Genomic DNA, 22,332 nt, shown 5'->3' on the forward strand with positions numbered 1-22,332 from the left:
TACATACCCTGTGGGAGCGAGCTTGCTCGCGATAGCGGTGTATCAGTCAAATCAAGGCTGACTGAACCTGCGCTATCGCGAGCAAGCTCGCTCCCACATTGGTCCCACTGCACTCACGACTCCAACGGCATCACCGTCACCCGTACCTCCGGGTCATGGGTACCGCCCCCCAGGATCACCCCGCGCAAAGGCGACACATCGGAAAAGTCCCGGCCCCAGGCCAGGGTGATGTGCTCCAGGGACGGTTGCACGTTGTTGGTCGGATCGAAATCCACCCATCCCAGCACCGGGCAAAACACCGAAATCCAGGCGTGAGACGCATCGGCACCAATCAATCGAGCCTGGCCGGGGGGTGGCTGGGTCAACAGATAGCCGCTGACGTAACGCGCCGCCAATCCGCGAGAACGTACGCAGGCCAGCATCAGGTGGGCAAAATCCTGGCAGACGCCCCGGCGTCGCTCCAGCACTTCCACCAGCGGTGTCGCGACCTGGGTGGCCTCCGCGTCGAAAGTGAACTCCTCGAAGATTTTTTCCATCAGCGCCTGGACGCCGAGCATCAACGGACGACCAACCGGGAAACAACTTTCGGAAAACTCGACGAAGCTGCGCTTGAGGTGCACATAGGGTGACTCGAAACGATAGCGGCATGCATCCAGCAACTGCGCCGTCAGCGGCCGGCCGCTGTAGGTCAATGCATGACGAGTGGATTCCCAGGCGGGCGATGAACCGAAATCCAGTGGCGGGCGCGCCAGCACCTCGACGCTCAGGCGGGCATTGACCAGCAGCTCATCATGGGGCCGCTCGAAGGCCAGGCGGGTCAGCGGATTGCCGAACACATCCTCTTCATCGCGACGGGTCGTGGGCTCCGGGCTGATGGTCAGTTGTCGTTCGGTACAGCGCTGCCATTCACAGGGCCGCGGCCATAGATGCGCCAGTTGCTGGGCGAGGGACACCGGGCTGTCGTAATGATAGTGGGTGTCGTGAAGTATCTGGTAACGGGCATTCATCAGACGGATACCGTGCGCTGGCTGACGTCGTCAACATGGGCGAAATGGCGCAAGGCCAGGCGATCGGACACCTGCCCGCTGACATCGGCGACTTCCTGCAGCAGATCGGCCAGCCCGTCGAGCGCCGCGCGCAGGCTGGCTTCGCCAAACAAAAGACTCTCCAGGCAGCGCAGGTCAAAGCGCGACAGTCGCGCCACCAGTTCCGGCAGGGCGGTTTCTCTCGGCGCGCCAAAATCGTCGTTCAGACGCTTGACGGTGCGCGCCACCAGTTTCAACTGGAAGAGCACTGCGTGAGGGTTCTGTTCGTCCAGCAACAGAAGATCGAGCACCGGGATCAGCTGCGCCACCGCCAGGTATCGCGAACGGTAGGTGATGCTGCTATTGCCCAACTCCAGCAACCATTCCAGCCCGGCCTGATCGAAAACCGCCTCGCCGCGCAGGAATGCCGCCAGGCTGCTGCTGAGAAATTGCAGACGCTCCAGGCGCCGGCCGATCATCAGGAAACGCCAGCCCTCGTCGCGGGTCATGTCGTCCAGGGCGAACCCGGACAACGCGGCCAGGGACATCACCAGTCGATTGAGAAAATCCAGCAACTCACCGAAGTCCGGCTCGCTGGTTTCCAGTTCCACGGCTTCGCGTTGCAGTTCCACCAGTGCCTGCCAGTTCTCCCGGGACAGCTTGCCACGGACCTGGGAGGCCGCCCACTGCAAGCGCTGCAGATTGGAGCGCAGGCTGAACGACCAGTCATCCCCGAGCATGGCCGCCAGCAGGCGCTCGGGCAACTCGCCCTCCTCCGGCAACAACATCAGGCTCTCGCCCAGGGCGACCGCCGATTGCAAGGCCTGCGGATCATCGCCATCGACATAGCGCGCCAGCATGATCCGCAGCAGACGGGCGCTGTCGTCGCAACGTTCGCAGTAGCGGCCAAACCAGAACAGGTTTTCCACCACACGAGACGGCAGATAGGGATCGCGGCGCACCAGATCATGCACGCCCACGGTTCGCTGGGCCTTCCATTGCTCACCGCCGGGCGCCTGCTCGCCAAGTACCCAGGTGTCCTTGCTGGCGCCTCCGCGCTGCATCGACACCACTTCGGCATCAGCCTCGGCGGCCACGCGGGTCAGGCCTCCCGGCAGCACTCGATAATCGTCTTTGCCGGACACCGCATAAACCCGCATGCCAATGGCTCGAGGCTGGATCTGGCCGTCTTCGGCCTGCCATACCGGCGCCTGGGACAGTTGCGCCAGTTCCTGAGCAACATAGGCATAGGGCCGCGCCTGCATGCGTGCGGCCAATCGAGCGCGCTGGTCTTCGTCCAGGTCACGACCGAATACCGGCGTGAAGCTCTGGGACGGAAACGCCGGCTTGATCAACAACTGCGGCAGTTTCTCCAGGGCCTGGGCCAGCACCGGCGGCTCTCCGCACCACCAGGTGGCGATGGAGGGCAGCATCAGCTCTTCACCGAAAAGAAACTGACTTATTTTCGGCAGGAATCCCAAGAGCCCGGGAGACTCCAGGACTCCGCTACCCAGGGCATTGGCCACCAGCACCCGCCCCTGACGCACCGCCTCCAGCAATCCGGGCACGCCCAGGGCCGAATCGGTGCGCAACTCCAGCGGGTCGCAGAAATCATCATCGAGCCGACGCATGATCGCGTGCACCCGACGCAGCCCGCTAAGCGTCTTCAGATAGACCGTGGCGTCGCGGACGGTCAGGTCGCCGCCTTCCACCAGCGGATAGCCGAGTTGCCGCGCCAGGTAGAGGTGTTCGAAGTAGCTTTCGTTGAACCGACCGGGCGTCAGCAGTACCACCAGCGGCGGCTCGCCGTTGCTGGGAGCCTGTCGCGCCAGGGTTTCTTGCAACGTGCGGAAGAAACCGGACAGGTGTTGCACCTTGAGGTCGCGATAAAGGTCGGGAAAGGCTCGCGACACGATCGTGCGATTTTCCAACGCATAACCGGCGCCCGAGGGCGCCTGGGTCCGATCCGCAGTCACCCACCAGCGGCCGTCGGGCGCGCGCGCCAGATCCACGGCATACAAGTGCAGGAAGTTGCCGTCTGGCGGCGTGATGCCCTGGCAGGGCCAAAGGAAATTGTTGTGCCCGAACACCAGCTCTGCCGGCAACAGCCCCTCGCTGATCAACCGCTGCGGCCCGTACAGGTCGGCCAGAACGGCATTGAGCAAGCGTGCCCGCTGGGCAATGCCGGCCGACAGTTGCGTCCATTCCCGAGCGTCGATGACATGGGGCAGCAGGTCCAGCTCCCAAGGCCGATCAGCTCCCTTGGGGTCTGCATAGACGTTATAGGTGACGCCATTTTCCTGGATCTGCCGGGCGAGCAATGCCTGGCGCTGGATCAACTGAGCCGGCGTGCTGCGCTGCAATTGGTCGAACAGCCGCCGCCAATGCGCACGCACCGCACCGCTGTCATCCAGCAATTCGTGATAGGTGCCCGTCGTCAACGGGTAACGGTCAAGCAGGTCAGGCATGGAAAGCTCGGCAGGACGGCAATGAAAGGTGAGACTAGCGCAGGCAGATGACACCCGGATAGGTATGTTTGAGCTGAATCCGGCAAGAGGCCTCAGGGGCAATCATCGTGGCGAGGGAGCTTGCTCCCGCTCGGTTGCGCAGCGACCGTAAAATCCTGGGGCTGCTGCGCAGCCCAGCGGGAGCAAGCTCCCTCGCCACAGGGTAAATCTATCGCTTCAATGCCCCTTGGAAGCGTCGCAGATCGAGAGTGAAGGGAAATTCGTCATCCGTTGCCAGGTTCGGTATCGGAAGTTTCCCAGGCGTGTGTCCGATCCGGAAGAAACGCGCCATCCGCCGGCTCTCCGCTTCGTTGGCGTTGACCGGCAGGCTGTCATAGTTGCGCCCGCCCGGATGCGCCACGTGGTACTGACAGCCGCCCAGCGAACGTTGCATCCAGGTGTCGAGCACATCGAATACCAGCGGCGCATGGACCGGGATGGTCGGTTGCAGGCAGTTGGCCGGTTGCCAGGCGCGGAAACGTACCCCGGCGACGAACTCACCGACTCGACCGGTGGGTTGCAAGGGTACCGGTACGCCGTTGCAAGTCAGCAGATAACGTTGTGGCGCCAGGCCGCTGAGCTTGACCTGCAAGCGCTCCAGGGACGAGTCCACGTAGCGTACGGTGCCCCCCGCCGTGCCCTCCTCTCCCAGCACATGCCAGGGTTCCAGCGCCTGACGCAACTGCAGCTCGATACCATTGACCGCGTAATCGCCGACCTTGGGAAAGCGGAACTCCAGGTGCGCGGCGAACCACTCGGCCCGCAGCGGATAACCGGCGACATTGAGATCGTCGATGACATCGGCAAAATCCTGCTCGATGAAATGCGGCAGCAAGAAGCGATCGTGCAGCTCGGTGCCCCAGCGCGCCAGTTTCGCCGGCGCGTAGGGTTCACGCCAGAACCGCGCCACCAGCGCCCGCAGCAGTAACTGCTGGGCCAGGCTCATGCGGGCGTGGGGCGGCATTTCGAAAGCGCGCAGCTCCAGCAAGCCGAGACGCCCGGTGGCGCCGTCCGGTGAATAGAGCTTGTCGATGCAGAACTCGGCGCGGTGGGTATTACCGGTCACGTCGATCAACAGGTTGCGCAGCAATCGGTCCACCAGCCAGGGCGGGCACGCTTCGCCGGGCTCGGGCATTTGCGCGAAGGCGATCTCCAGTTCATATAACGCGTCGTTGCGCGCCTCGTCCACGCGGGGCGCCTGGGACGTCGGGCCGATGAACAGTCCGGAAAACAGGTAGGACAACGACGGATGGTTATGCCAGTAGCTGATCAGGCTGCGCAGCAAGTCGGGACGACGCAGGAAGGGCGAGTCAGCCGGCGTCGCGCCGCCCAGGACGAAATGGTTACCGCCACCGGTACCGGTGTGTCGACCGTCGATCATGAATTTTTCGGTGGTCAGCCGGTTCAGCCGCGCCTGCTCGTAAAGAAACTCGGTGCGCTCGACCAGCTCATCCCAGGTCGCCGACGGTTGCACGTTGACCTCGATGACGCCCGGGTCAGGCGTGATGCGAAAATTGCTCAGGCGCGGATCGCTCGGCGGCTCGTAGCCTTCCAACAGCACAGGGCAGCCCAGTTCTTCGGCTGTTGCCTCGATGGCACTGACCAGTTCCAGGTAATCCTCGACCCGCTCCAGCGGCGGCATGAACAGATAGAGCCGCCCGTCCCTGGCCTCGGCACAGAACGCAGTGCGCGTCAGCCAATCGGCCGATTCGTCGATCTTCGGCGCGCGCTCCTGTTCCAGGGCCGGCTCGCCGTGATGGGTGAGCTGCTCGGTGCCGGGCAACTCGGGCAAGTCCTGGTTCGGGTCGGTGGGATGGATGAAGGGATACTCGGCTGCCGTCACCCATGGCTGCGCCGCCAGCGGCAAGCGATAGCCCAGCGGCGAATCGCCCGGCACCAGCCGACAATGGCTGTCGCGCAAATACCAGCGGCCGCTTTGCCATTGATCGCCCTTGGCGGTGCGCGCCAGCGGCAAGACCTGGCCGACCACTTTGTCCAGGCCCTGGCTGAACACCTTGCGCAACCGCGCCCGCTCCAGGGGATCCTCGAGCCTAGGGTCCTCGGCTGTCACGTTCGAAGGCAAATTACCCTCGCGCCAGAGGTAATGGAAATTATCTTCGTAGGCAGCGAAGACGAACCGCGCAGGAATATTCAGGCGTTCGGCGACACTCGCCAGGAAGCGCCCGGCCAGTTCGCCATCGGCGCCGTAGTCCTGCTGTTCATCGGCGATCAGCGCGTTGTCGCGCCAGATCGGCACGCCGTCACGCCGCCAATAACAGTTGAGCGACCACCGCGGCAGTTGCTCGCCGGGGTACCACTTGCCCTGACCGAAGTGCACCAACCCCTCGGGCGCGTAGTGCTTGCGCATGCGCTGGAACAACTCGGCGGAGAGGCGACGCTTGTCCGGGCCGAGCGCTGCGGTATTCCACTCGGCGCCGTCCGGATCGTCGATGGAAACGAAGGTCGGCTCGCCGCCCATGGTCAGGCGCACGTCGCCCTCCAGCAGGTCGCTGTCGATCTGCCGGCCCAACGCCTGGATCGCCTGCCATTGCTCTTCGGTGTATGGCTTGGTTACCCGTGGCGCCTCCCAGATTCGCTCGACGGACATCTCGTGGCTGAACTGGCACTCGCAAGGTTCCACCAGGCCGCTGATCGGCGCTGCCGAGGACGGATCGGGACTACAAGCCAAGGGGATATGCCCTTCACCGGCGAACAACCCGGACGTGGCGTCCAGGCCGATCCAGCCGGCGCCGGGCAGGTACACCTCGCACCAGGCATGCAGGTCGGTGAAGTCCACTTCCGTACCGGACGGGCCGTCGAGGCTTTTCACATCGGCGGTCAGTTGGATCAGGTAACCGGAGACAAACCGCGCCGCCAGGCCCAGATGACGCAACAGTTGCACCAGCAGCCAGGCCGAATCCCGGCAGGAACCGGACGCATGCTCCAGGGTGTGCTCCGGCGTCTGCACGCCGGGCTCCATGCGGATCAGGTAACCGATGTCTTCGCTCAGGCGCTGGTTCAACCCCACCAGGAAGTCCACCGCCGGCAGCGGCGTGCGGTCGATGCCGTCCAGATAAGCCTTGAACTTCGGCGTCAGCGGCAGCTTTTCCAGATAGGGCATCAGTTCATGTTTCTCGTCGGCCGCATAGGCAAACGGAATCTTCTCGGCGTAGGGCTCAAGGAAAAAGTCGAATGGATTGAACACCGCCATCTCGGCGACCAGATCGACCTCGACCCGCAGCTCATCGGTCTTTTCCGGGAACACCAGCCGCGCCAGGTAATTGCCCTGAGGGTCTTGTTGCCAGTTGATGAAGTGCTGATCGGGCGAGACTTTCAGCGCATATGAAAGAATGCGTGTACGGCTGTGGGCGGCCGGGCGCAGGCGCACGATCTGCGGACCGAGTTCGACAGCGCGCTCGTAGCGATAGTGTGTGACATGGTGCAAAGCGACATGGATCGACACGGCGTGCCTCCTGCGGAGCCTGGGCGTTATCGAAAGCGGCGCAAGACTTATGCCATGCAGGCAGGTCGGACACTTTCTACGTCTACTCAGGGCAGTAGAGCACTAAAACCGCGCGATGCCTGTATTGATCTGCAAAGGCCGCACATAAATGCGGCGCGGGCGGTAGCGAATCGACTCAACGGCGCGGGCGCGAGGCCTTGGCGGATTGGATGATGCGTTCGCGCTGGTGGCGGATCTCGACGAGCTTGCGGCGCATTTCCCGGTGGCGTTTGCTGTTGAGCAGCAACAGAGCAACCAATGGAAAAAATAAACTCAAACTGTAGATCAGCGAATCAGGTCGATATTCGATAGTGGGTAATACACATAAAAAACACAACCCAGACACCCCTACCAAGGGCCATACCCAGAATGAGCGTCCGCGCGCAATCATGAAGTTGCAATGCACCACAACAAGCGTAAGCGTGATGCCCCCCCAGAAAGACCACTTCACGTTATCCGCCATTGATAGCGTCCCAAAATAGCTATCAAAAAACAGTGGAACAGCAAAAACCAAAGAAAAAATCGATGCGAATATCGCGCCCATGAAGACCGGAAAATATTGCGATAGAAATTGGCGGATGCTGGGCTGGACACTCACTCCTCAATCTCCTCATACAGCCCTACAGCAATAGTCCGGACATTCCCAGAAATCGCGCTTCCAGTGAAGCCGATGGCAGCTCCCAAAGCATCCCGAATCTGCGTGACCGTGGCATGCCTAATTTGAGTAGACGTAAAACGCTTGGGTAGCTCGCCAGACAGTTGTTTCAATTTGAGCAATTTGGAGGTCAAGCGCGGGTCATTGATACTCAGCAATTCTTTGGTGAGTTTGGCTCGCTCCTGACGATTCAATCCCCGAAGTACTTCCCGCACACTTTTGCCCGTCGCAGCTTTGTTCAATCTGACCAGTTTGAGCGTCGTCAGCGACGATGCTCCAACCCCAACCAACGACGCAGCGTCCAATGCGATCATGGTGTACTGGTACCACTCTTCACTATCGAGCTGATCATTTCGGGCGGGGTTAACCATTTCATTGCGCATGCGATAACCGCTGGTAAAACACTGCGCCGTGCTGGCCGCAGCGGCGGTGTAACCCAGAACAGCGATTGCAGTGCTGGCCCCCGCAGAGAATGGAATAGCAACGGAACCGCTGAGTACCACTACCCAACCGATAACGGCCCCAGCGCACGACAACGAGGTATTGATCGCTTCGCCAACCAGTCGTGATTCCCGTGGATTGTCCTGCACCTGCTGAGCAAACTGAGCCGGCGCAATGTACTTTTGCGCCTCACGCAAGATAATCCGCTTGGGGTTGATGCTGCAGATCGGCTTGAACTCACGCAGGGTCACTACATTGAATTCAGCATCGATATACACCACACCAGCACCGACGATGCCGGGATCGGCGTCAATGGCGGCAAACAATCGTGGCAGGTTGATCTGGCTTTCGATGCGCTGGCGAGCCATTCGCTGGGAAATGCTGTTATCCATGCCGATGCCCGGCAAAGGGGTACTCATATGAATCGTCCTTGAGAATCGGAAAGTGGGCCTTTATCCACATTGAACACCTGTGGCAAGGGAGCTTGCTCCAGCTCGGCGGCGAAGCCGTCGTAAACCGGCCGGCACGGTCTGCCCGGGAACATTGCATGGGGTTGTTTGGGGCCGCTTCGCAGCCCAGCGGGAGCAAGCTCCCTCGCTACAAAGGCTATGTTATCCGCCGTTACGCCGTTGGCGGGCGCCACGATAACAAACGGCCAGCACTGCCGCTAGAAAGCAAAACGCCAGCACTCAGGCTGGCGTCTTGCGATTGGGCGGGGCGATCAGCGCGGCACAACCGGCTTGCGCGCAGGCTTCGGTCCCTTGCCCTTGGCCGCATCCTTGCGCTCCTTGGCAGCCTGCTGATTACGGGCGAACGCAGCGGCCTTGGCTTGCTCGCGTTTATCCCAGGCATTGCCGCCGTCACTGGCCCGCGGCGGCAGGCCGGTGTGCTGGGTCAGGATCTTGGTGGTCTCCTTACCGACCTTATGGCTGCCAGCCGGGGTCGAGTTCTTGCGACGGGCACTCTGGTAGCTGTCGGTGGCAGGCTGGTGCAACGGAATCAACTGGTTCTTGCCCGGGCCGATCAGGTCGGCGCGGCCCATGCGGGTCAGCGCTTCGCGCAGCATCGGCCAGCCTTTCGGGTCGTGATAACGCAAGAACGCCTTGTGCAGGCGGCGCTGCTCTTCGCTCTTGACGATGGTCACCGCGTCGCTCTTATAGGTGACCTTGCGCAGCGGGTTCTTGCCCGAGTGGTACATCGCGGTGGCCGTAGCCATCGGCGACGGATAGAACGCCTGCACCTGGTCGGCCCGGAAGCCGTTGCCCTTGAGCCACAGCGCCAGGTTCATCATGTCTTCGTCGGTAGTGCCCGGGTGAGCCGCGATGAAGTACGGAATCAGGTACTGCTCTTTCCCGGCTTCCTTGGTGTACTTCTCGAACATCCGCTTGAATTTGTCATAGCTGCCGATGCCCGGCTTCATCATCTGGTTGAGCGGACCTTCCTCGGTATGCTCCGGGGCGATCTTCAGGTAACCGCCGACGTGGTGGGTCACCAGCTCCTTGACGTACTCCGGCGACTCGACCGCCAGGTCGTAACGCAGGCCGGAGGCAATGAGGATCTTCTTCACCCCAGGCAACGCACGAGCGCTGCGGTACAGCTGGATCAGCGACGAGTGGTCGGTATTGAGGTTCGGGCAGATGCCGGGGAACACGCAGGACGGCTTGCGGCACGCGGACTCGATTTCCGGGCTTTTGCAGGCGATGCGATACATGTTCGCGGTCGGGCCGCCGAGGTCGGAAATGACCCCGGTGAAACCAGGGACCTTGTCGCGGATCTCTTCGATCTCGCGAATGATCGATTCTTCCGAGCGGTTCTGGATGATCCGGCCTTCGTGCTCGGTGATCGAGCAGAAGGTGCAGCCACCGAAGCAGCCACGCATGATGTTTACCGAGAAGCGGATCATCTCGTAAGCGGGGATTTTTTCCTTGCCATACGCCGGATGCGGGACACGCGCGTAAGGCATGCCAAACACGTAGTCCATTTCCTCAGTAGTCATCGGAATGGGCGGCGGGTTGAACCAGACGTCGACTTCGCCGTGCTTCTGCACCAGGGCACGGGCGTTGCCCGGGTTGGTTTCCAGGTGCAATACGCGGTTGGCGTGGGCATACAGCACCGCGTCGTTGCGCACCTTCTCTACCGATGGCAGGCGAATCACGGTCTTGTCGCGGGTCATCCTCGGGCTCGCCAGGATCTGTACGACCTTGGCTTCGCTCGGGTCCTCGACCGGGCCCTTTTCCTGCTCGATGGCGCAGGCAGCGGTGTCCTGGGTATTCACGTACGGGTTGATGATCTTGTCGACCTTGCCCGGACGGTCGATGCGCGTGGAATCGACTTCGTACCAGCCTTGCGGCGTGTCGCGGCGAATGAATGCGGTGCCGCGCACGTCGGTGATGTCTTCGATCTTGTGGCCGTAGGACAGGCGCTGGGCCACTTCGACAATCGCCCGCTCGGCGTTGCCATAGAGCAGGATGTCGGCGCAGGCGTCGATCAGGATCGAGTTGCGCACCCGGTCCTGCCAGTAATCGTAGTGGGCGATGCGGCGCAGGGACGCTTCGATACCGCCGAGGACGATCGGCACGTGCTTGTAGGCTTCCTTGCAACGCTGGCTATAGACCAGGCTCGCACGGTCCGGCCGCTTGCCCGCCAAACCGCCCGGCGTGTAGGCGTCATCGGAACGGATTTTCTTGTCGGCGGTGTAGCGGTTGATCATCGAGTCCATGTTGCCGGCCGCGACACCGAAGAACAGGTTGGGCTCGCCGAGCTTCATGAAGTCGTCTTTGGACTGCCAGTTCGGCTGGGCAATGATGCCAACGCGAAAGCCCTGGGCTTCCAGCAGGCGGCCAATGATCGCCATGCCGAACGACGGATGATCGACGTAGGCATCACCGGTCACGATGATGATGTCGCACGAATCCCAGCCGAGCTGATCCATCTCCTCCCTGCTCATCGGCAGGAACGGCGCCGGTCCGAAACATTCGGCCCAGTACTTGGGATAATCGAATAATGGCTTGGCTGCTTGCATGTCGATGACCGGTATAGAAGATGAAAAATCGCGGGCGCGGAATATAGCACAAAAAATAACCAATTGTGGCGAGGGAGCTTGCTCCCGCCCGGCTGCACAGCAGCCGGATCCCCCGCACATCTGGATTACATGTGCAAACTGGGGGCTGCTACGCAGCCCAGCGGGAGCAAGCTCCCTCGCCACAAAGGCGGGTCAAGCGAACAGATTTACTCGTCATCATCAAAATTGTAGCTACCCGGCGCCAGGTTTTCGAAGCGCGTGTATTTGCCGATAAACGCCAGGCGGATGAAGCCGATCGGCCCGTTCCGCTGCTTGCCGATGATGATTTCGGCGATGCCCTTGTGTTCCGTCTCGGGGTGATACACCTCGTCACGGTAGACGAACATGATGACGTCGGCGTCCTGCTCGATCGCTCCGGATTCACGCAAGTCCGAGTTCACCGGACGCTTGTTGGGGCGCTGTTCCAGGGAACGGTTCAACTGCGAAAGGGCAACGACTGGGCAGTTGAATTCCTTGGCCAGGGCCTTGAGGGAACGGGAGATCTCGGAAATCTCGTTGGTCCGGTTGTCGCCGCTAGAGCCGGGGATCTGCATCAACTGCAGGTAGTCGATCATGATCAGCCCGACCTCGCCGTGCTCACGCACCAGGCGGCGGGTTCGGGCGCGCATCTCCGACGGGCTGATACCTGCGGTATCGTCGATGAACAGCTTGCGGTCGTTGAGCAGGTTCACCGCCGAGGTGAGGCGCGGCCAATCGTCGTCTTCCAGCTGGCCGGAACGGACCTTGGTCTGGTCGATACGCCCGAGGGACGAAAGCATACGCATGATCAGCGATTCGCCTGGCATCTCGAGGGAGTACACCAACACAGCCTTTTCACTGCGTAGCACGGCGTTTTCCACCAGGTTCATCGCAAAGGTGGTCTTACCCATGGACGGACGGCCGGCGACGATGATCAAGTCGGACGGCTGCAGGCCGCTGGTCTTCTCGTCGAGGTCGGTGTAGCCGGTGGATAGGCCGGTAATGGCGTTGTCAGTGTTGAACAAGGTGTCGATGCGGTCGATGGCCTTGGTCAGCAGGTCGTTGACGCTCACCGGGCCGCCGGTTTTCGGCCGCGCCTCGGCGATCTGGAAGATCTGCCGCTCGGCTTCGTCGAGAATCTCAGCGGCGGTGCGACCTTCCGGGTTGAACGCACTGTCGGCAATCTCAGTGCTGATGCCGATCAACTGGCGCAAGGTCGCCCGCTCGCGCACGATCTGGGCGTAAGCCTTGATGTTGGCGACCGACGGCGTGTTTTTCGCCAGTTCGCCGAGGTAACCGAGGCCGCCGACCTGGGATGTCTGACCTTCCTTGTCCAATTGCTCGGCCAGGGTCACGACGTCGATCGGCATGTTCTGATCGGCCAACTTGGCGATCGCGCGGAAAATCAGGCGGTGGTCATGCCGATAGAAATCGCCGTCGGAGACTTGATCAAGCACGCGTTCCCAGGCGTTGTTGTCCAGCATCAGACCACCGAGCACGGCCTGTTCGGCCTCGATGGAATGCGGAGGCACCTTCAAGGCAGCGGTTTGCAGATCGTATTGCTCGGGGGCGGTGATTTCGTTCATGGCCACGTCAGGTTATGAAAATCAGGAATTGCAGAAAGACAAAGGGCACGACCTGTAGACAGGATCGTGCCCGATGTTACCGGTTGGCGCCCGAGGGTGCCAACCGACAGGTGTTGCTTAGGCTGCTACCACGACAACGCGTACGGTGGCTTCAACTTCGGCGTGCAGGTGCACGGCTACGTCGAATTCACCTACGTTGCGGATGGTGCCGTTCGGCAGACGAACTTCGCTTTTCGCAACTTCAACGCCGGAGGCGGTAAGTGCGTCAGCAATGTCGTGAGTACCGATCGAACCGAACAGCTTGCCTTCGTCGCCAGCGGTGGCAGTGATGGTCACTTCCAGCTCGGCCAGTTGGGCAGCACGGCTTTCAGCCGATGCCTTACGGTCTGCGGCGGCTTTTTCCAGCTCAGCGCGACGCTCTTCGAACGCAGCCAGGTTGGCAGCGGTCGCAGCGGTGGCTTTGCCGAAAGGCAGCAGGTAGTTACGGCCGTAACCGGCCTTAACGTTTACTTTGTCGCCCAGGTTGCCCAGGTTGGCGATTTTTTCCAGAAGGATCAGTTGCATGTGAAAATCCTCTAACTTTTAACCTTCACCGTTCGCGTTGTCGGCGTCTTTCGGCGCCATACGACCGCGAAAATCAATCAGGCTGTCGACGATGGCCAGGACCACCAGCAACGGATAGATCAGCTGCATGAACAGCAACAACGTGACGTACAACCCGACCAGCCAGAACCTGGCCAGTCGCTTTTGCGCCACAAGCCCGTGAATCAGGGCCAGGGCGGCAAACACCAGCGGTACACTGCACAACGGCGTGAGCATGGCTATCTGCGGACCGAAATTCGGCCCCAGGAGCATGCCCGCCAGCAGTAACATCGCCAGCCCGAGCGGGAAACGAATGGCGCGAAATTCGCGACCAAAACCACCCGGGTTGTACAACAACGCTTGCCAGTAGCGCCCGATAATCAGGCTCAGCACACTGACGATTTGCAACAAGGCCGCAATCAGGCCGGTCAGGACCGGTGCGATCAGGGACGCGAAACGCGCCTGCTCCTCTGCCGACATCTGTTGGTAGAGATTACCGAGGGCCTCGGGCAGGATTTTTATCAAAGCCTGCGAGAGCATCTCGATCTGGGGTGCGAAAGCCACCCCGAGCACCACTGAAAACACCACTCCCATCGCTATGCTGACCAGCAGCACGCGGTTCCAGGATTCGCTAGCGCGCAACACCAACGCCAGCGCCGAAGACCCCAGCAGCACCATCAGTGCCCGCGGGTCAGCGGAATACAACCACCAGAGCAAGGCCGGCAGCAGTCCCAGAGCAAGAACGCCAAGGGCGTCCCTCAATCCGCGCCGCAGGAGTACGAGACTCACCGCGGCAGCACCCAACCAATACAACAACGGCAATGCCGCGCATCCAGCCACTACGAGAGTGGCCTGCATACGACCGCGCATGATGAACTCAGCTAAGGCGCGCATGCATTCAATCCTTTGCTACGTATCGACTGCCCGGTCTCAGCGGCCGTGGCTGTCGGTGTAGGCCAGCAGGGCCAGGAAGCGGGCGCGCTTGATAGCGGTGGCCAGCTGACGCTGATAACGTGCTTTGGTACCGGTGATACGGCTTGGAACGATTTTGCCGGTCTCGGATACGTAGGCTTTCAGAGTGTTGAGATCTTTGTAATCGATCTCTTTCACGTCTTCAGCGGTGAAGCGGCAGAATTTACGACGACGGAAGAAACGTGCCATGTGATTGGCTCCTTAAAAGGTCCGTGGATTACTCGTCAGCGTTATCGCTGTTGTCGCTGTCGCTATCGCTGTCATCGCCATCGGCGCTGTCAGAGTGCTCAGGACGGTCGCGACGCTCACGGCGCTCACTGCGGTTTTCTTCAGCCTTGAGCATCTCGGATTGGCCGGTGACGGCTTCTTCGCGACGGATGACCAGGTTACGGATCACTGCATCGTTGTAGCGGAAGTTGTCTTCCAGCTCGGCCAGGGCCTTGCCGGTGCACTCAACGTTCAGCATCACGTAGTGAGCCTTGTGAACATTGTTGATTGCGTAGGCCAGTTGACGACGGCCCCAATCTTCCAGACGGTGGATTTTGCCGCCGTCTTCTTCGATCAGCTTGGTGTAACGCTCAACCATGCCGCCGACTTGCTCGCTTTGATCCGGGTGGACCAAAAAGATGATTTCGTAATGACGCATGAATGCTCCTTACGGGTTGTAGCCTGCCGCTCAAAAACGGTCAGACAAGGAGTGAATGACACTTATGGACTTGAGGACGCTAGACACATAAGTGCCTGCCATCACAGCAAGGGGCGCAATTGTAGAGAAGGGTCGAGGGCGGCGCAAGGCAATTGGCGATTATTTGAACAGTCATCGCTTTCAGTTACACACAGACCAATGTGGAAGCGAGCCTGCTCGCGAAAGCGGTGCGTCATTCAACATAGTTATCGAATGTCAGTCCGCTTTCGCGAGCAGGCTCGCTCCCACAAGGGTGTACTGCGATCAGGGCTTTTTGGCGGCTGCCTTGGCCCCACGCTGGCGCTGGGCTTCGAACAGGCACACGCCGGTGGCAACCGAGACGTTCAAACTGCTGACACTGCCGGCCATCGGCAGCTTGACCAAGTAGTCGCAATGCTCGCGGGTCAGGCGGCGCATGCCCTTGCCTTCGGCGCCCATGATCAGGATGGTCGGGCCGGTCAGGTCCTGGTCATAGATGCTGACCTCGGCCTCGCCCGCCGTGCCAACGACCCACAAGCCGCGCTGCTGGAGTTTTTCCAGGGTGCGCGCCAGGTTGGTCACGGCCACCAGTGGGATCACTTCCGCCGCGCCACAGGCGACTTTACGCACGACCGGGGTCAGGGTGGCCGACTTGTCTTTTGGCACGATCACCGCCAACGCCCCGGCGGCATCCGCCGAACGCAGGCAGGCGCCGAGGTTGTGCGGGTCGGTCACGCCGTCCAGCACCAGTAGCAAGGGCGCGCCCTCGGTACGATCGAGCAGCTCGTCGAGCATCGCCTCGCCCCAGACCTGGCTCGGGCTGACTTCAGCCACGACGCCCTGGTGCACGCCTTCAACCCAAGCGTCCATCTCGCGTCGCTCGGCCTGGCCGACCGCCACGCGATTCTCGCCCGCCAACTCGATCAACGTCTGGACACGCGGATCGCTGCGCCCCTCCGCCAACCAGATCTGCTTGACCCGCTTGGGGTGATGACGCAACAGCGCCTCCACGGCATGCACGCCGTAGATTTTTTCCAGCTGACTCATGACTTGCCCTTGGGTTTACGCGCCCCGCCACTCTTGGCTGGGGACGAGCCCGCTTTCGGCGGACCCTTACGGTGCTTGCTCGGTTTGCTGGTCGCCTTGTCCGGGGCCGACCTTCCGGTCTTTCCCCCAGACGCCGCTTTACCACCGTTCTTGGCTTCGGCCAGCAACGCCTGTTTCATTTCACGGCTTTTGCGCAACTCGGCGTTTTTCGCCGCCGCATCGCTCGGGCGATAGGCCTCGACAGCCTTCTCCTTGGCCGAACCGCGGCGCCCCGACTTGGCCGGGGCAGGCTCGGCGGCGGTCTTGGTTGCTGGCGCAGCCGTTTCGGTGCCGCGCTTCTTGCGACCGATCGGCGCGCTGATGGTTTTTTCGGCCATCTCGAAGTCGATCTTGCGCTCGTCCAGATCGACGCGCATCACCCGCACTTCAACGGTATCGCCAAGACGGAAGCTGCGACCGGTGCGCTCGCCCGCCAGGCGGTGATGCACAGGATCGAAGTGGTAGTAGTCGCCCGGCAGCGCGGTGACATGCACCAGGCCTTCGACGTAGATATCGGTCAGCTCGACGAACAGGCCGAAACCGGTCACTGCGGTGATCACGCCCGGGAAAGACTCACCCACGCGATCCTTCATGTACTCGCACTTGAGCCAGTTCACCACGTCGCGGGTCGCTTCGTCGGCACGTCGCTCGCTCATCGAGCATTGCTCGCCGAGCTGCTCCAGGGCCGCCTCGTCGTACGGGTAGATACGCGCCTTGGGGATGGTCATCGCACCGGCACGCTTGACGTGTGGGGTGTCCATCTTCGAGTGGATCACGCTGCGAATCGCCCGGTGCGTGAGCAGGTCGGGGTAGCGACGGATCGGCGAAGTGAAGTGGGTGTAGGCTTCGTAATTCAGGCCGAAGTGGCCCTGGTTGTCGGCGCTGTACACCGCCTGGCTCAGCGAACGCAGCATCACGGTCTGGATCAGGTGGAAATCCGGACGATCCTTGATGCTTGCCAGCAAGGCCTGGTAATCCTTCGGCGACGGACCTTCCTTGCCCTTGTGCAACGACAGGCCAAGCTCGCCCAGGAATGCCCGCAATTTTTCCAGACGCTCTGGCGGAGGACCGTCGTGGACGCGGTACAGCGCAGGAATTTCATGCTTCTTCAGGAACTCGGCCGTGGCCACGTTGGCCGCCAGCATGCACTCCTCGATCAGCTTGTGGGCGTCGTTGCGAATCGTCGGACGGATCTCGGCGATCTTGCGCTCGGTACCGAAGATGATCCGGGTTTCCTGGGTTTCGAAATCGATCGCGCCCCGCACGTGACGCGCCGCCAGCAATACCTTGTACAGCGCGTAGAGCTGCTTGAGGTGCGGCACCACGTCGGTGTACTCGCCGCGCAGCTTGCGCGATTCGGCGAGTTTCGGCGTTTCCAGCATCGCACTGACCTTGTTGTAGGTCAGGCGGGCATGGGAATGGATCACCGCTTCATAGAAGCAGTAGTTGGTCATCTCGCCGGATTTGGAGATATCCATCTCGCAAACCATGGCCAGGCGATCGACCTGGGGATTGAGCGAACACAGGCCGTTGGACAACTGCTCGGGCAGCATCGGCACGACGCGCTCGGGGAAATACACCGAGTTGCCGCGCACCTGGGCCTCGGCATCCAGTGCAGAGCCGAGCTTTACGTAGCTGGAGACGTCGGCAATCGCCACGTACAACTTCCAGCCGCCGGAGAACAAGCGCAACTTGCCTGGCTTGGCTTCGCAGTAGACCGCGTCGTCGAAGTCCCGGGCGTCTTCGCCGTCAATGGTGACGAACGGCAGATGGCGCAGATCGATGCGCTTCTCTTTGTCCTTCTCTTCGACTTCCGGCTTGAGCTTGGCAGCTTCCTTGAGCACCGCCTCAGGCCAGACGTGGGGGATGTCATAAGTGCGCAGGGCAACGTCGATTTCCATGCCCGGAGCCATGTAGTTGCCGACCACTTCCACCACGTCGCCTTGCGGCTGGAAGCGCGGGGTTGGCCAGTGGGTGATTTTCACCTCGACGAACTGACCGACCTGGGCGTTGGCGTTGCGGCCCGGCGTCACCAGCACTTCCTGCTGGATCTTCGGGTTGTCGGCGACGACAAAACCGATGCCGCCCTCTTCGAAATAACGACCGACAATGGTCTCGTGGGCACGGGACACCACTTCGACGATCACACCCTCACGACGCCCACGGCGATCCAGGCCGGAAACACGGGCCAGGGCGCGGTCGCCGTCGAACACCAGGCGCATCTGCGCCGGGCTCATGAACAGGTCGTCACTGCCGTCATCCGGAATCAGGAAGCCGAAGCCGTCGCGGTGCCCGGCAATACGACCCAGGATCAGATCGAGCTTGTCGACCGGCGCATAAGTGCCACGACGGGTATAGATGAGTTGAGCGTCGCGCTCCATGGCGCGCAGACGGCGGCGCAGGGCCTCGAGCTGGTCCTCGGTGGTCAGACCGAATTCTTCGACCAACTGCTCACGGCTAGCAGGCGAACCCCGATCGGCGAGATGCGCCAGGATCAGTTCGCGGCTAGGAATAGGGTTTTCATATTTTTCCGCTTCACGAGCGGCCTCGGGATCGAGGGACTGCCAATCGGCCATTAGAGAGTTTTCACCTTGTCTATATGCGGGTTAGTTTGGCATAGGCGTAATGAAACGGGAAATTTCAAGCGTCAGATGCCTTTTCTAAAGCCTTTTGACACGCCTTTAAAGCCTGTGATTGCACCGCTCGTGAAATTTAGCTTTTTTTTTGCACCGAGGGGTTTACAGTTAAAAACACGCTCCGTATAGTGCGCGCCATCGACGACGCACACACGTTGTCGATATTGCCCAGATGGTGAAATTGGTAGACACGCCAGCTTCAGGTGCTGGTGACCGCAAGGTCGTGGAAGTTCGAGTCTTCTTCTGGGCACCAATTTCAAGCAGCAGATAATGTCTGCGAGCTTTCACAGAAACCCGCGAAAGCGGGTTTTTGCATTTTTGCCCCCGCCGTTTCGTTTTGGCAATTACCAAAACAAAAACAGGGGTTTACAGATCAAAACGCGCTCCGTATAGTGCGCGACATCAACAGCGGCAACGCTGAAGATACTGCCCAGATGGTGAAATTGGTAGACACGCCAGCTTCAGGTGCTGGTGACCGCAAGGTCGTGGAAGTTCGAGTCTTCTTCTGGGCACCAATTCAAGCTTCAAGGTTTACGTACCTTGAACCTCACAAAAACCCGCGAAAGCGGGTTTTTGCATTTCCGGGCCAGATGCCCTGTGGCGAGGGAGCTTGCTCCCGCTGGAGGGCATAGCCCTCCCCATCAATTCATTCAGACCTCTGGATGCTGCTGCGTAGCCCAGCGGGGACAAGCTCCCTCGCCACGCAGACTCCCCCACTTATCGTCAAGACGCACATGAGAAACAATATCGTTTATCATTGTTACAAGTTTTTGCTACACGACAGTGAGGAACCCCCGCGAATGATGTTTCGAACCACCCTGCGCCGCGCCCTGACCTGCACCCTGCTCGGCCTGACCCTCGCAACGCCCCTCACCCAAGCCGCCGACAAGGTGGAACTGACTCTTTACAACGGCCAGCACAAAGAAGTTGGCGATGAACTGGCCAAGGCCTTTGAGGCCAAGACCGGCATCCACGTCAACGTGCGCAAGGGCAGCAGCAACCAGCTCGCCAGCCAGGTTGTCGAAGAAGGCGAGCGCTCCCCTGCCGACGTGATCTACACCGAAGAGTCGCCGCCCTTGAACAAGCTCGGCGAGCAAGGGCTGCTGGCGGAGATCGACGACGCCACGCTCAACGTACTACCCAAGGATTATGTTGCGAGCAATGGCACCTGGATGGGCGTGACCGCCCGCGTGCGTGTGGTTGCCTACAACCCCAAACTGATCGACGAGAAAGATCTGCCGAAAACCGTCCTCGATTTCGCCCAGCCGCAATGGCAGGGCAAGGTCGGCTTTGTACCAACCAGCGGCGCGTTCCAGGAGCAAGCCGTCGCCATCATCAAGTTGCACGGGATGGACGCCGCCGAGGAATGGCTCACCGGGCTACGCGCGTTCGGCAAGGTCTACAGCAACAACATGGTTGCCCTCAAGGCCGTGGAAAACGGCGAAGTGGCGACGGTCCTGGTGAACAATTACTACTGGTTCGCGCTGCAGCGAGAGAAAGGCCAGCTCGACTCCAGGCTGCACTATTTCACCGGAGGTGATGCCGGCGGCCTGGTGACCGTGTCCAGCGCTGCCGCTTTGAAATCCAGCAAGCACCCCAAGGAAGCCCAACAACTGCTCGCCTATATGGCCAGTGAAGAAGGCCAGCGCGTGATTACCCAAACGTCCGCCGAGTACCCCCTGCACAAAGGCATGGTGTCGGACCGCGGCCTCAAGCCGTTCAGTGAACTTGAACCGCCAAAAGTCACTCCGGCCGACCTCGGCAATGCTGAAGAAGCCCTGGAGCTGGAACGTGAAGTCGGCCTGAACTGATGACACCGTCGCTGAACGCGCCCCCTGTCGCGGGGAGCTATATTCCCCGGCGCAAGCGCCCGTCGATCGGTCTGCTGCTCCCGGTTCTGCTGCTGGTGCTGCTGAGCGCGTTGCCGCTCCTGTATGTCATCGCGAAGGCCTGGCAGGCCGGCTGGACAGAAGCATTGCACTTGCTCTGGCGGCCTTATGTATTCGGCCTGCTGCGCAACACCTTGGCGCTGATGATCGGTGTCACGCTGGCCTGTGGCGTGATCGGCCTGTCCCTGGCCTGGCTTTTGGAGCGCAGCAATCTGCCGAGACGCAGGGTCTGGGGCGTGATCCTCTGCCTGCCATTCGCAGTGCCGGCGTTTGTCAGCAGCTTCACCTGGGTATCGCTCAGCGCTCAATTCGAAGGACTGGGCGGGGCCATCCTGGTCATGACGCTGTCCAAATATCCGCTGATTTTCCTGCCGGTGGCGGCAACGCTACGCAATCTCGATCCCTCTCTTGAGGAATCCGCACGAACCCTGGGGCAAAATCGCTGGGGCGTGTTTTTTCGCGTCACCCTGCCATTGCTCTGGCCCTCGCTGCTGGCCGGCTCACTGTTGATTGCCTTGCACATGCTGGTGGAGTTCGGCGCGTTGTCGATCATCGGACTGCAAACGTTTACCACCGCGATCTATCAACAATTCGAGCTGGAGTTCAGCAACGCCAATGCCGCCATGCTGTCAGCGGTGCTGTTGGTGCTTTGCCTGGCACTGTTGTGGCTGGAATTGCGCGTGCGCGGCAAGGGCCGCCACGTACGCACCGGACAAGGCGCGGCACGCCGCCCGGAACAGGTACGGCTCGGCCCCTGGGCGTTCCTCGGCCAGCTGTATTGCGCGGCATTGACGGTCATTGGCAGCGGTATTCCGCTGGGGATGCTGGTGTATTGGCTGGCGGTGGGCACTTCCGCCGCCTTCCCGGTGGGCGAGATCGGCGAAGCCCTGCTGTCATCCCTGGCGCTGTCACTGGGCGGCGCCGCGCTGTGCCTTGTACTCGCGGTGCCGGTCGGCCTGCTGGTGGTCCGTCACAAGGGGCGCCTGGCGCTATGGGCAGAACGCCTGCCGTATTTGCTGCATGCACTGCCAGGCCTGGTGATTGCCCTGAGCCTGGTGTATTTCGCGCTGCACTATGTGCCGGCGCTCTATCAGACCTCGGGTTTGCTGCTGATTGCCTACGCGCTGCTGTTCCTGCCGCTGGCCCAGGCGCCGGTGCGCACGGCGCTGAACAAGGCCGCGCCGCAGCTGGAAGAGGCGGCTCGCACGCTGGGGGCTTCGTCTTTCAGTGCGTTTTGCCGGGTGACCTTGCCGATTATCTTCCCGGCGCTGGGGGCGGCATTTGCACTGGTGTTCCTGGACGCGATGAAAGAACTGACTGCTACTTTGCTGCTCAGCCCGACCGGGCTCAACACCCTGGCGACAGCGGTCTGGGCACATACCTCGAACGTCGAATTTGCGGCAGCGGCGCCTTACGCGGCGCTGCTTATCCTGGTGTCGGGGTTGCCGGTCTATTTGCTGACGACGCGGATGTATCTGAGCCGCTGAAATCGCTTTCGCGAGCAGGCTCGCTCCCACAATGGGATTGGAATACAACCGAAGAGCCAGGTCGGCTGTCAGGCCGCCTCGCCGTGGATGTTGATCTCGGCGCCCCGTTAACCACGCTGGCCGAACGCAGGTATTGCGCAGTGGGCATCCCGGCATGGATGCCGGGATAGCCGCGCTGGGCCAGGGACGGCCCTTCGCGGCGGGCCCACGGAGCAATGCCGGAGTGAGGGCATGCCGAGCCCAAGCGAGGCACCGAGTGG

Annotated in this window: 15 protein-coding genes and 2 tRNA genes; 4 read left to right on the forward strand and 13 right to left on the reverse strand. The window is 61.1% G+C overall.

Annotated features, from left to right (window positions below; all coding sequences use genetic code 11):
* Positions 1 to 113: 113 nt before the first annotated feature.
* The 13 genes from J3P89_RS25555 to rnr form a co-directional block, all read right to left on the reverse strand.
* The gene (locus J3P89_RS25555; RefSeq protein ID WP_434696027.1) at positions 114 to 1,007 is read right to left on the reverse strand and encodes a transglutaminase family protein; all 894 of its coding nucleotides are present in this window, start codon (positions 1,005 to 1,007) and stop codon (positions 114 to 116) included.
* Positions 1,007 to 3,493 carry a circularly permuted type 2 ATP-grasp protein gene (locus J3P89_RS25560; RefSeq protein WP_434696028.1) on the reverse strand — a complete coding sequence of 829 codons (2,487 nt, stop codon included), beginning with the start codon at positions 3,491 to 3,493 and terminating at the stop codon, positions 1,007 to 1,009. The genes J3P89_RS25555 and J3P89_RS25560 overlap by 1 nt, the downstream gene beginning before the upstream one ends.
* 208 nt (positions 3,494 to 3,701) lie before the next feature.
* Complete coding sequence (locus J3P89_RS25565) at positions 3,702 to 6,995, reverse strand: DUF2126 domain-containing protein (protein WP_434696029.1); 3,294 nt, start codon at positions 6,993 to 6,995, stop codon at positions 3,702 to 3,704.
* A gap of 175 nt (positions 6,996 to 7,170) precedes the next feature.
* Positions 7,171 to 7,632: a hypothetical protein gene (locus J3P89_RS25570; protein ID WP_434696030.1), complete on the reverse strand. Its 462-nt coding sequence runs from the start codon at positions 7,630 to 7,632 to the stop codon at positions 7,171 to 7,173.
* Positions 7,629 to 8,549, reverse strand: coding sequence for an NAD synthetase (locus tag J3P89_RS25575; RefSeq protein ID WP_434696031.1), 921 nt, complete (start codon positions 8,547 to 8,549; stop codon positions 7,629 to 7,631). The genes J3P89_RS25570 and J3P89_RS25575 overlap by 4 nt, the downstream gene beginning before the upstream one ends.
* Before the next feature lie 302 nt (positions 8,550 to 8,851).
* A complete protein-coding gene (locus J3P89_RS25580; protein ID WP_434696032.1) occupies positions 8,852 to 11,152 on the reverse strand; it encodes a YgiQ family radical SAM protein in 2,301 nt (766 codons plus the stop codon).
* Between the two features lie 206 nt (positions 11,153 to 11,358).
* On the reverse strand, positions 11,359 to 12,756 hold the full coding sequence (gene dnaB / locus J3P89_RS25585; RefSeq protein WP_014336312.1) for a replicative DNA helicase: 1,398 nt from the start codon (positions 12,754 to 12,756) through the stop codon (positions 11,359 to 11,361).
* Positions 12,757 to 12,873: 117 nt separating this feature from the next.
* The gene (gene rplI / locus J3P89_RS25590) at positions 12,874 to 13,320 is read right to left on the reverse strand and encodes a 50S ribosomal protein L9 (RefSeq protein WP_003186385.1); all 447 of its coding nucleotides are present in this window, start codon (positions 13,318 to 13,320) and stop codon (positions 12,874 to 12,876) included.
* An 18-nt stretch (positions 13,321 to 13,338) separates the two neighbouring features.
* Positions 13,339 to 14,232 carry a hypothetical protein gene (locus tag J3P89_RS25595; protein ID WP_434696033.1) on the reverse strand — a complete coding sequence of 298 codons (894 nt, stop codon included), beginning with the start codon at positions 14,230 to 14,232 and terminating at the stop codon, positions 13,339 to 13,341.
* Between the two features lie 36 nt (positions 14,233 to 14,268).
* Positions 14,269 to 14,499 (reverse strand): 30S ribosomal protein S18, encoded by a 231-nt coding sequence (gene rpsR / locus J3P89_RS25600; protein ID WP_002551829.1) that lies wholly within the window; start codon positions 14,497 to 14,499, stop codon positions 14,269 to 14,271.
* A 28-nt stretch (positions 14,500 to 14,527) separates the two neighbouring features.
* Positions 14,528 to 14,956, reverse strand: a complete 429-nt coding sequence (gene rpsF / locus J3P89_RS25605; protein ID WP_003186395.1) for a 30S ribosomal protein S6 — start codon at positions 14,954 to 14,956, stop codon at positions 14,528 to 14,530.
* A gap of 303 nt (positions 14,957 to 15,259) precedes the next feature.
* Entirely contained in the window at positions 15,260 to 16,021 is a 762-nt protein-coding gene (gene rlmB / locus J3P89_RS25610; RefSeq protein WP_434569997.1) for a 23S rRNA (guanosine(2251)-2'-O)-methyltransferase RlmB, read from the reverse strand.
* Positions 16,018 to 18,636 carry a ribonuclease R gene (gene rnr, locus J3P89_RS25615; RefSeq protein ID WP_434696034.1) on the reverse strand — a complete coding sequence of 873 codons (2,619 nt, stop codon included), beginning with the start codon at positions 18,634 to 18,636 and terminating at the stop codon, positions 16,018 to 16,020. The genes rlmB and rnr overlap by 4 nt, the downstream gene beginning before the upstream one ends.
* A 226-nt stretch (positions 18,637 to 18,862) precedes the next feature.
* Between rnr and J3P89_RS25620 the strand changes: the two genes are divergently transcribed.
* The 4 genes from J3P89_RS25620 to J3P89_RS25635 all read left to right on the forward strand — a co-directional run bounded on the left by J3P89_RS25620 (position 18,863) and on the right by J3P89_RS25635 (position 22,072).
* Positions 18,863 to 18,949 (forward strand) — tRNA-Leu (locus J3P89_RS25620).
* 175 nt (positions 18,950 to 19,124) lie between these two features.
* Positions 19,125 to 19,211: transfer RNA gene (locus tag J3P89_RS25625), tRNA-Leu, on the forward strand.
* 285 nt (positions 19,212 to 19,496) lie between these two features.
* Entirely contained in the window at positions 19,497 to 20,507 is a 1,011-nt protein-coding gene (locus J3P89_RS25630) for an extracellular solute-binding protein (RefSeq protein ID WP_434696035.1), read from the forward strand.
* Positions 20,507 to 22,072, forward strand: coding sequence for an ABC transporter permease (locus J3P89_RS25635; protein ID WP_434696036.1), 1,566 nt, complete (start codon positions 20,507 to 20,509; stop codon positions 22,070 to 22,072). Before J3P89_RS25630 ends, J3P89_RS25635 begins: the two co-directional genes overlap by 1 nt.
* The last annotated feature ends 260 nt before the right edge of the window (positions 22,073 to 22,332 follow it).

Source organism: Pseudomonas sp. Z1-14, from assembly GCF_051132005.1.
Taxonomy (GTDB): Bacteria; Pseudomonadota; Gammaproteobacteria; order Pseudomonadales; family Pseudomonadaceae; genus Aquipseudomonas.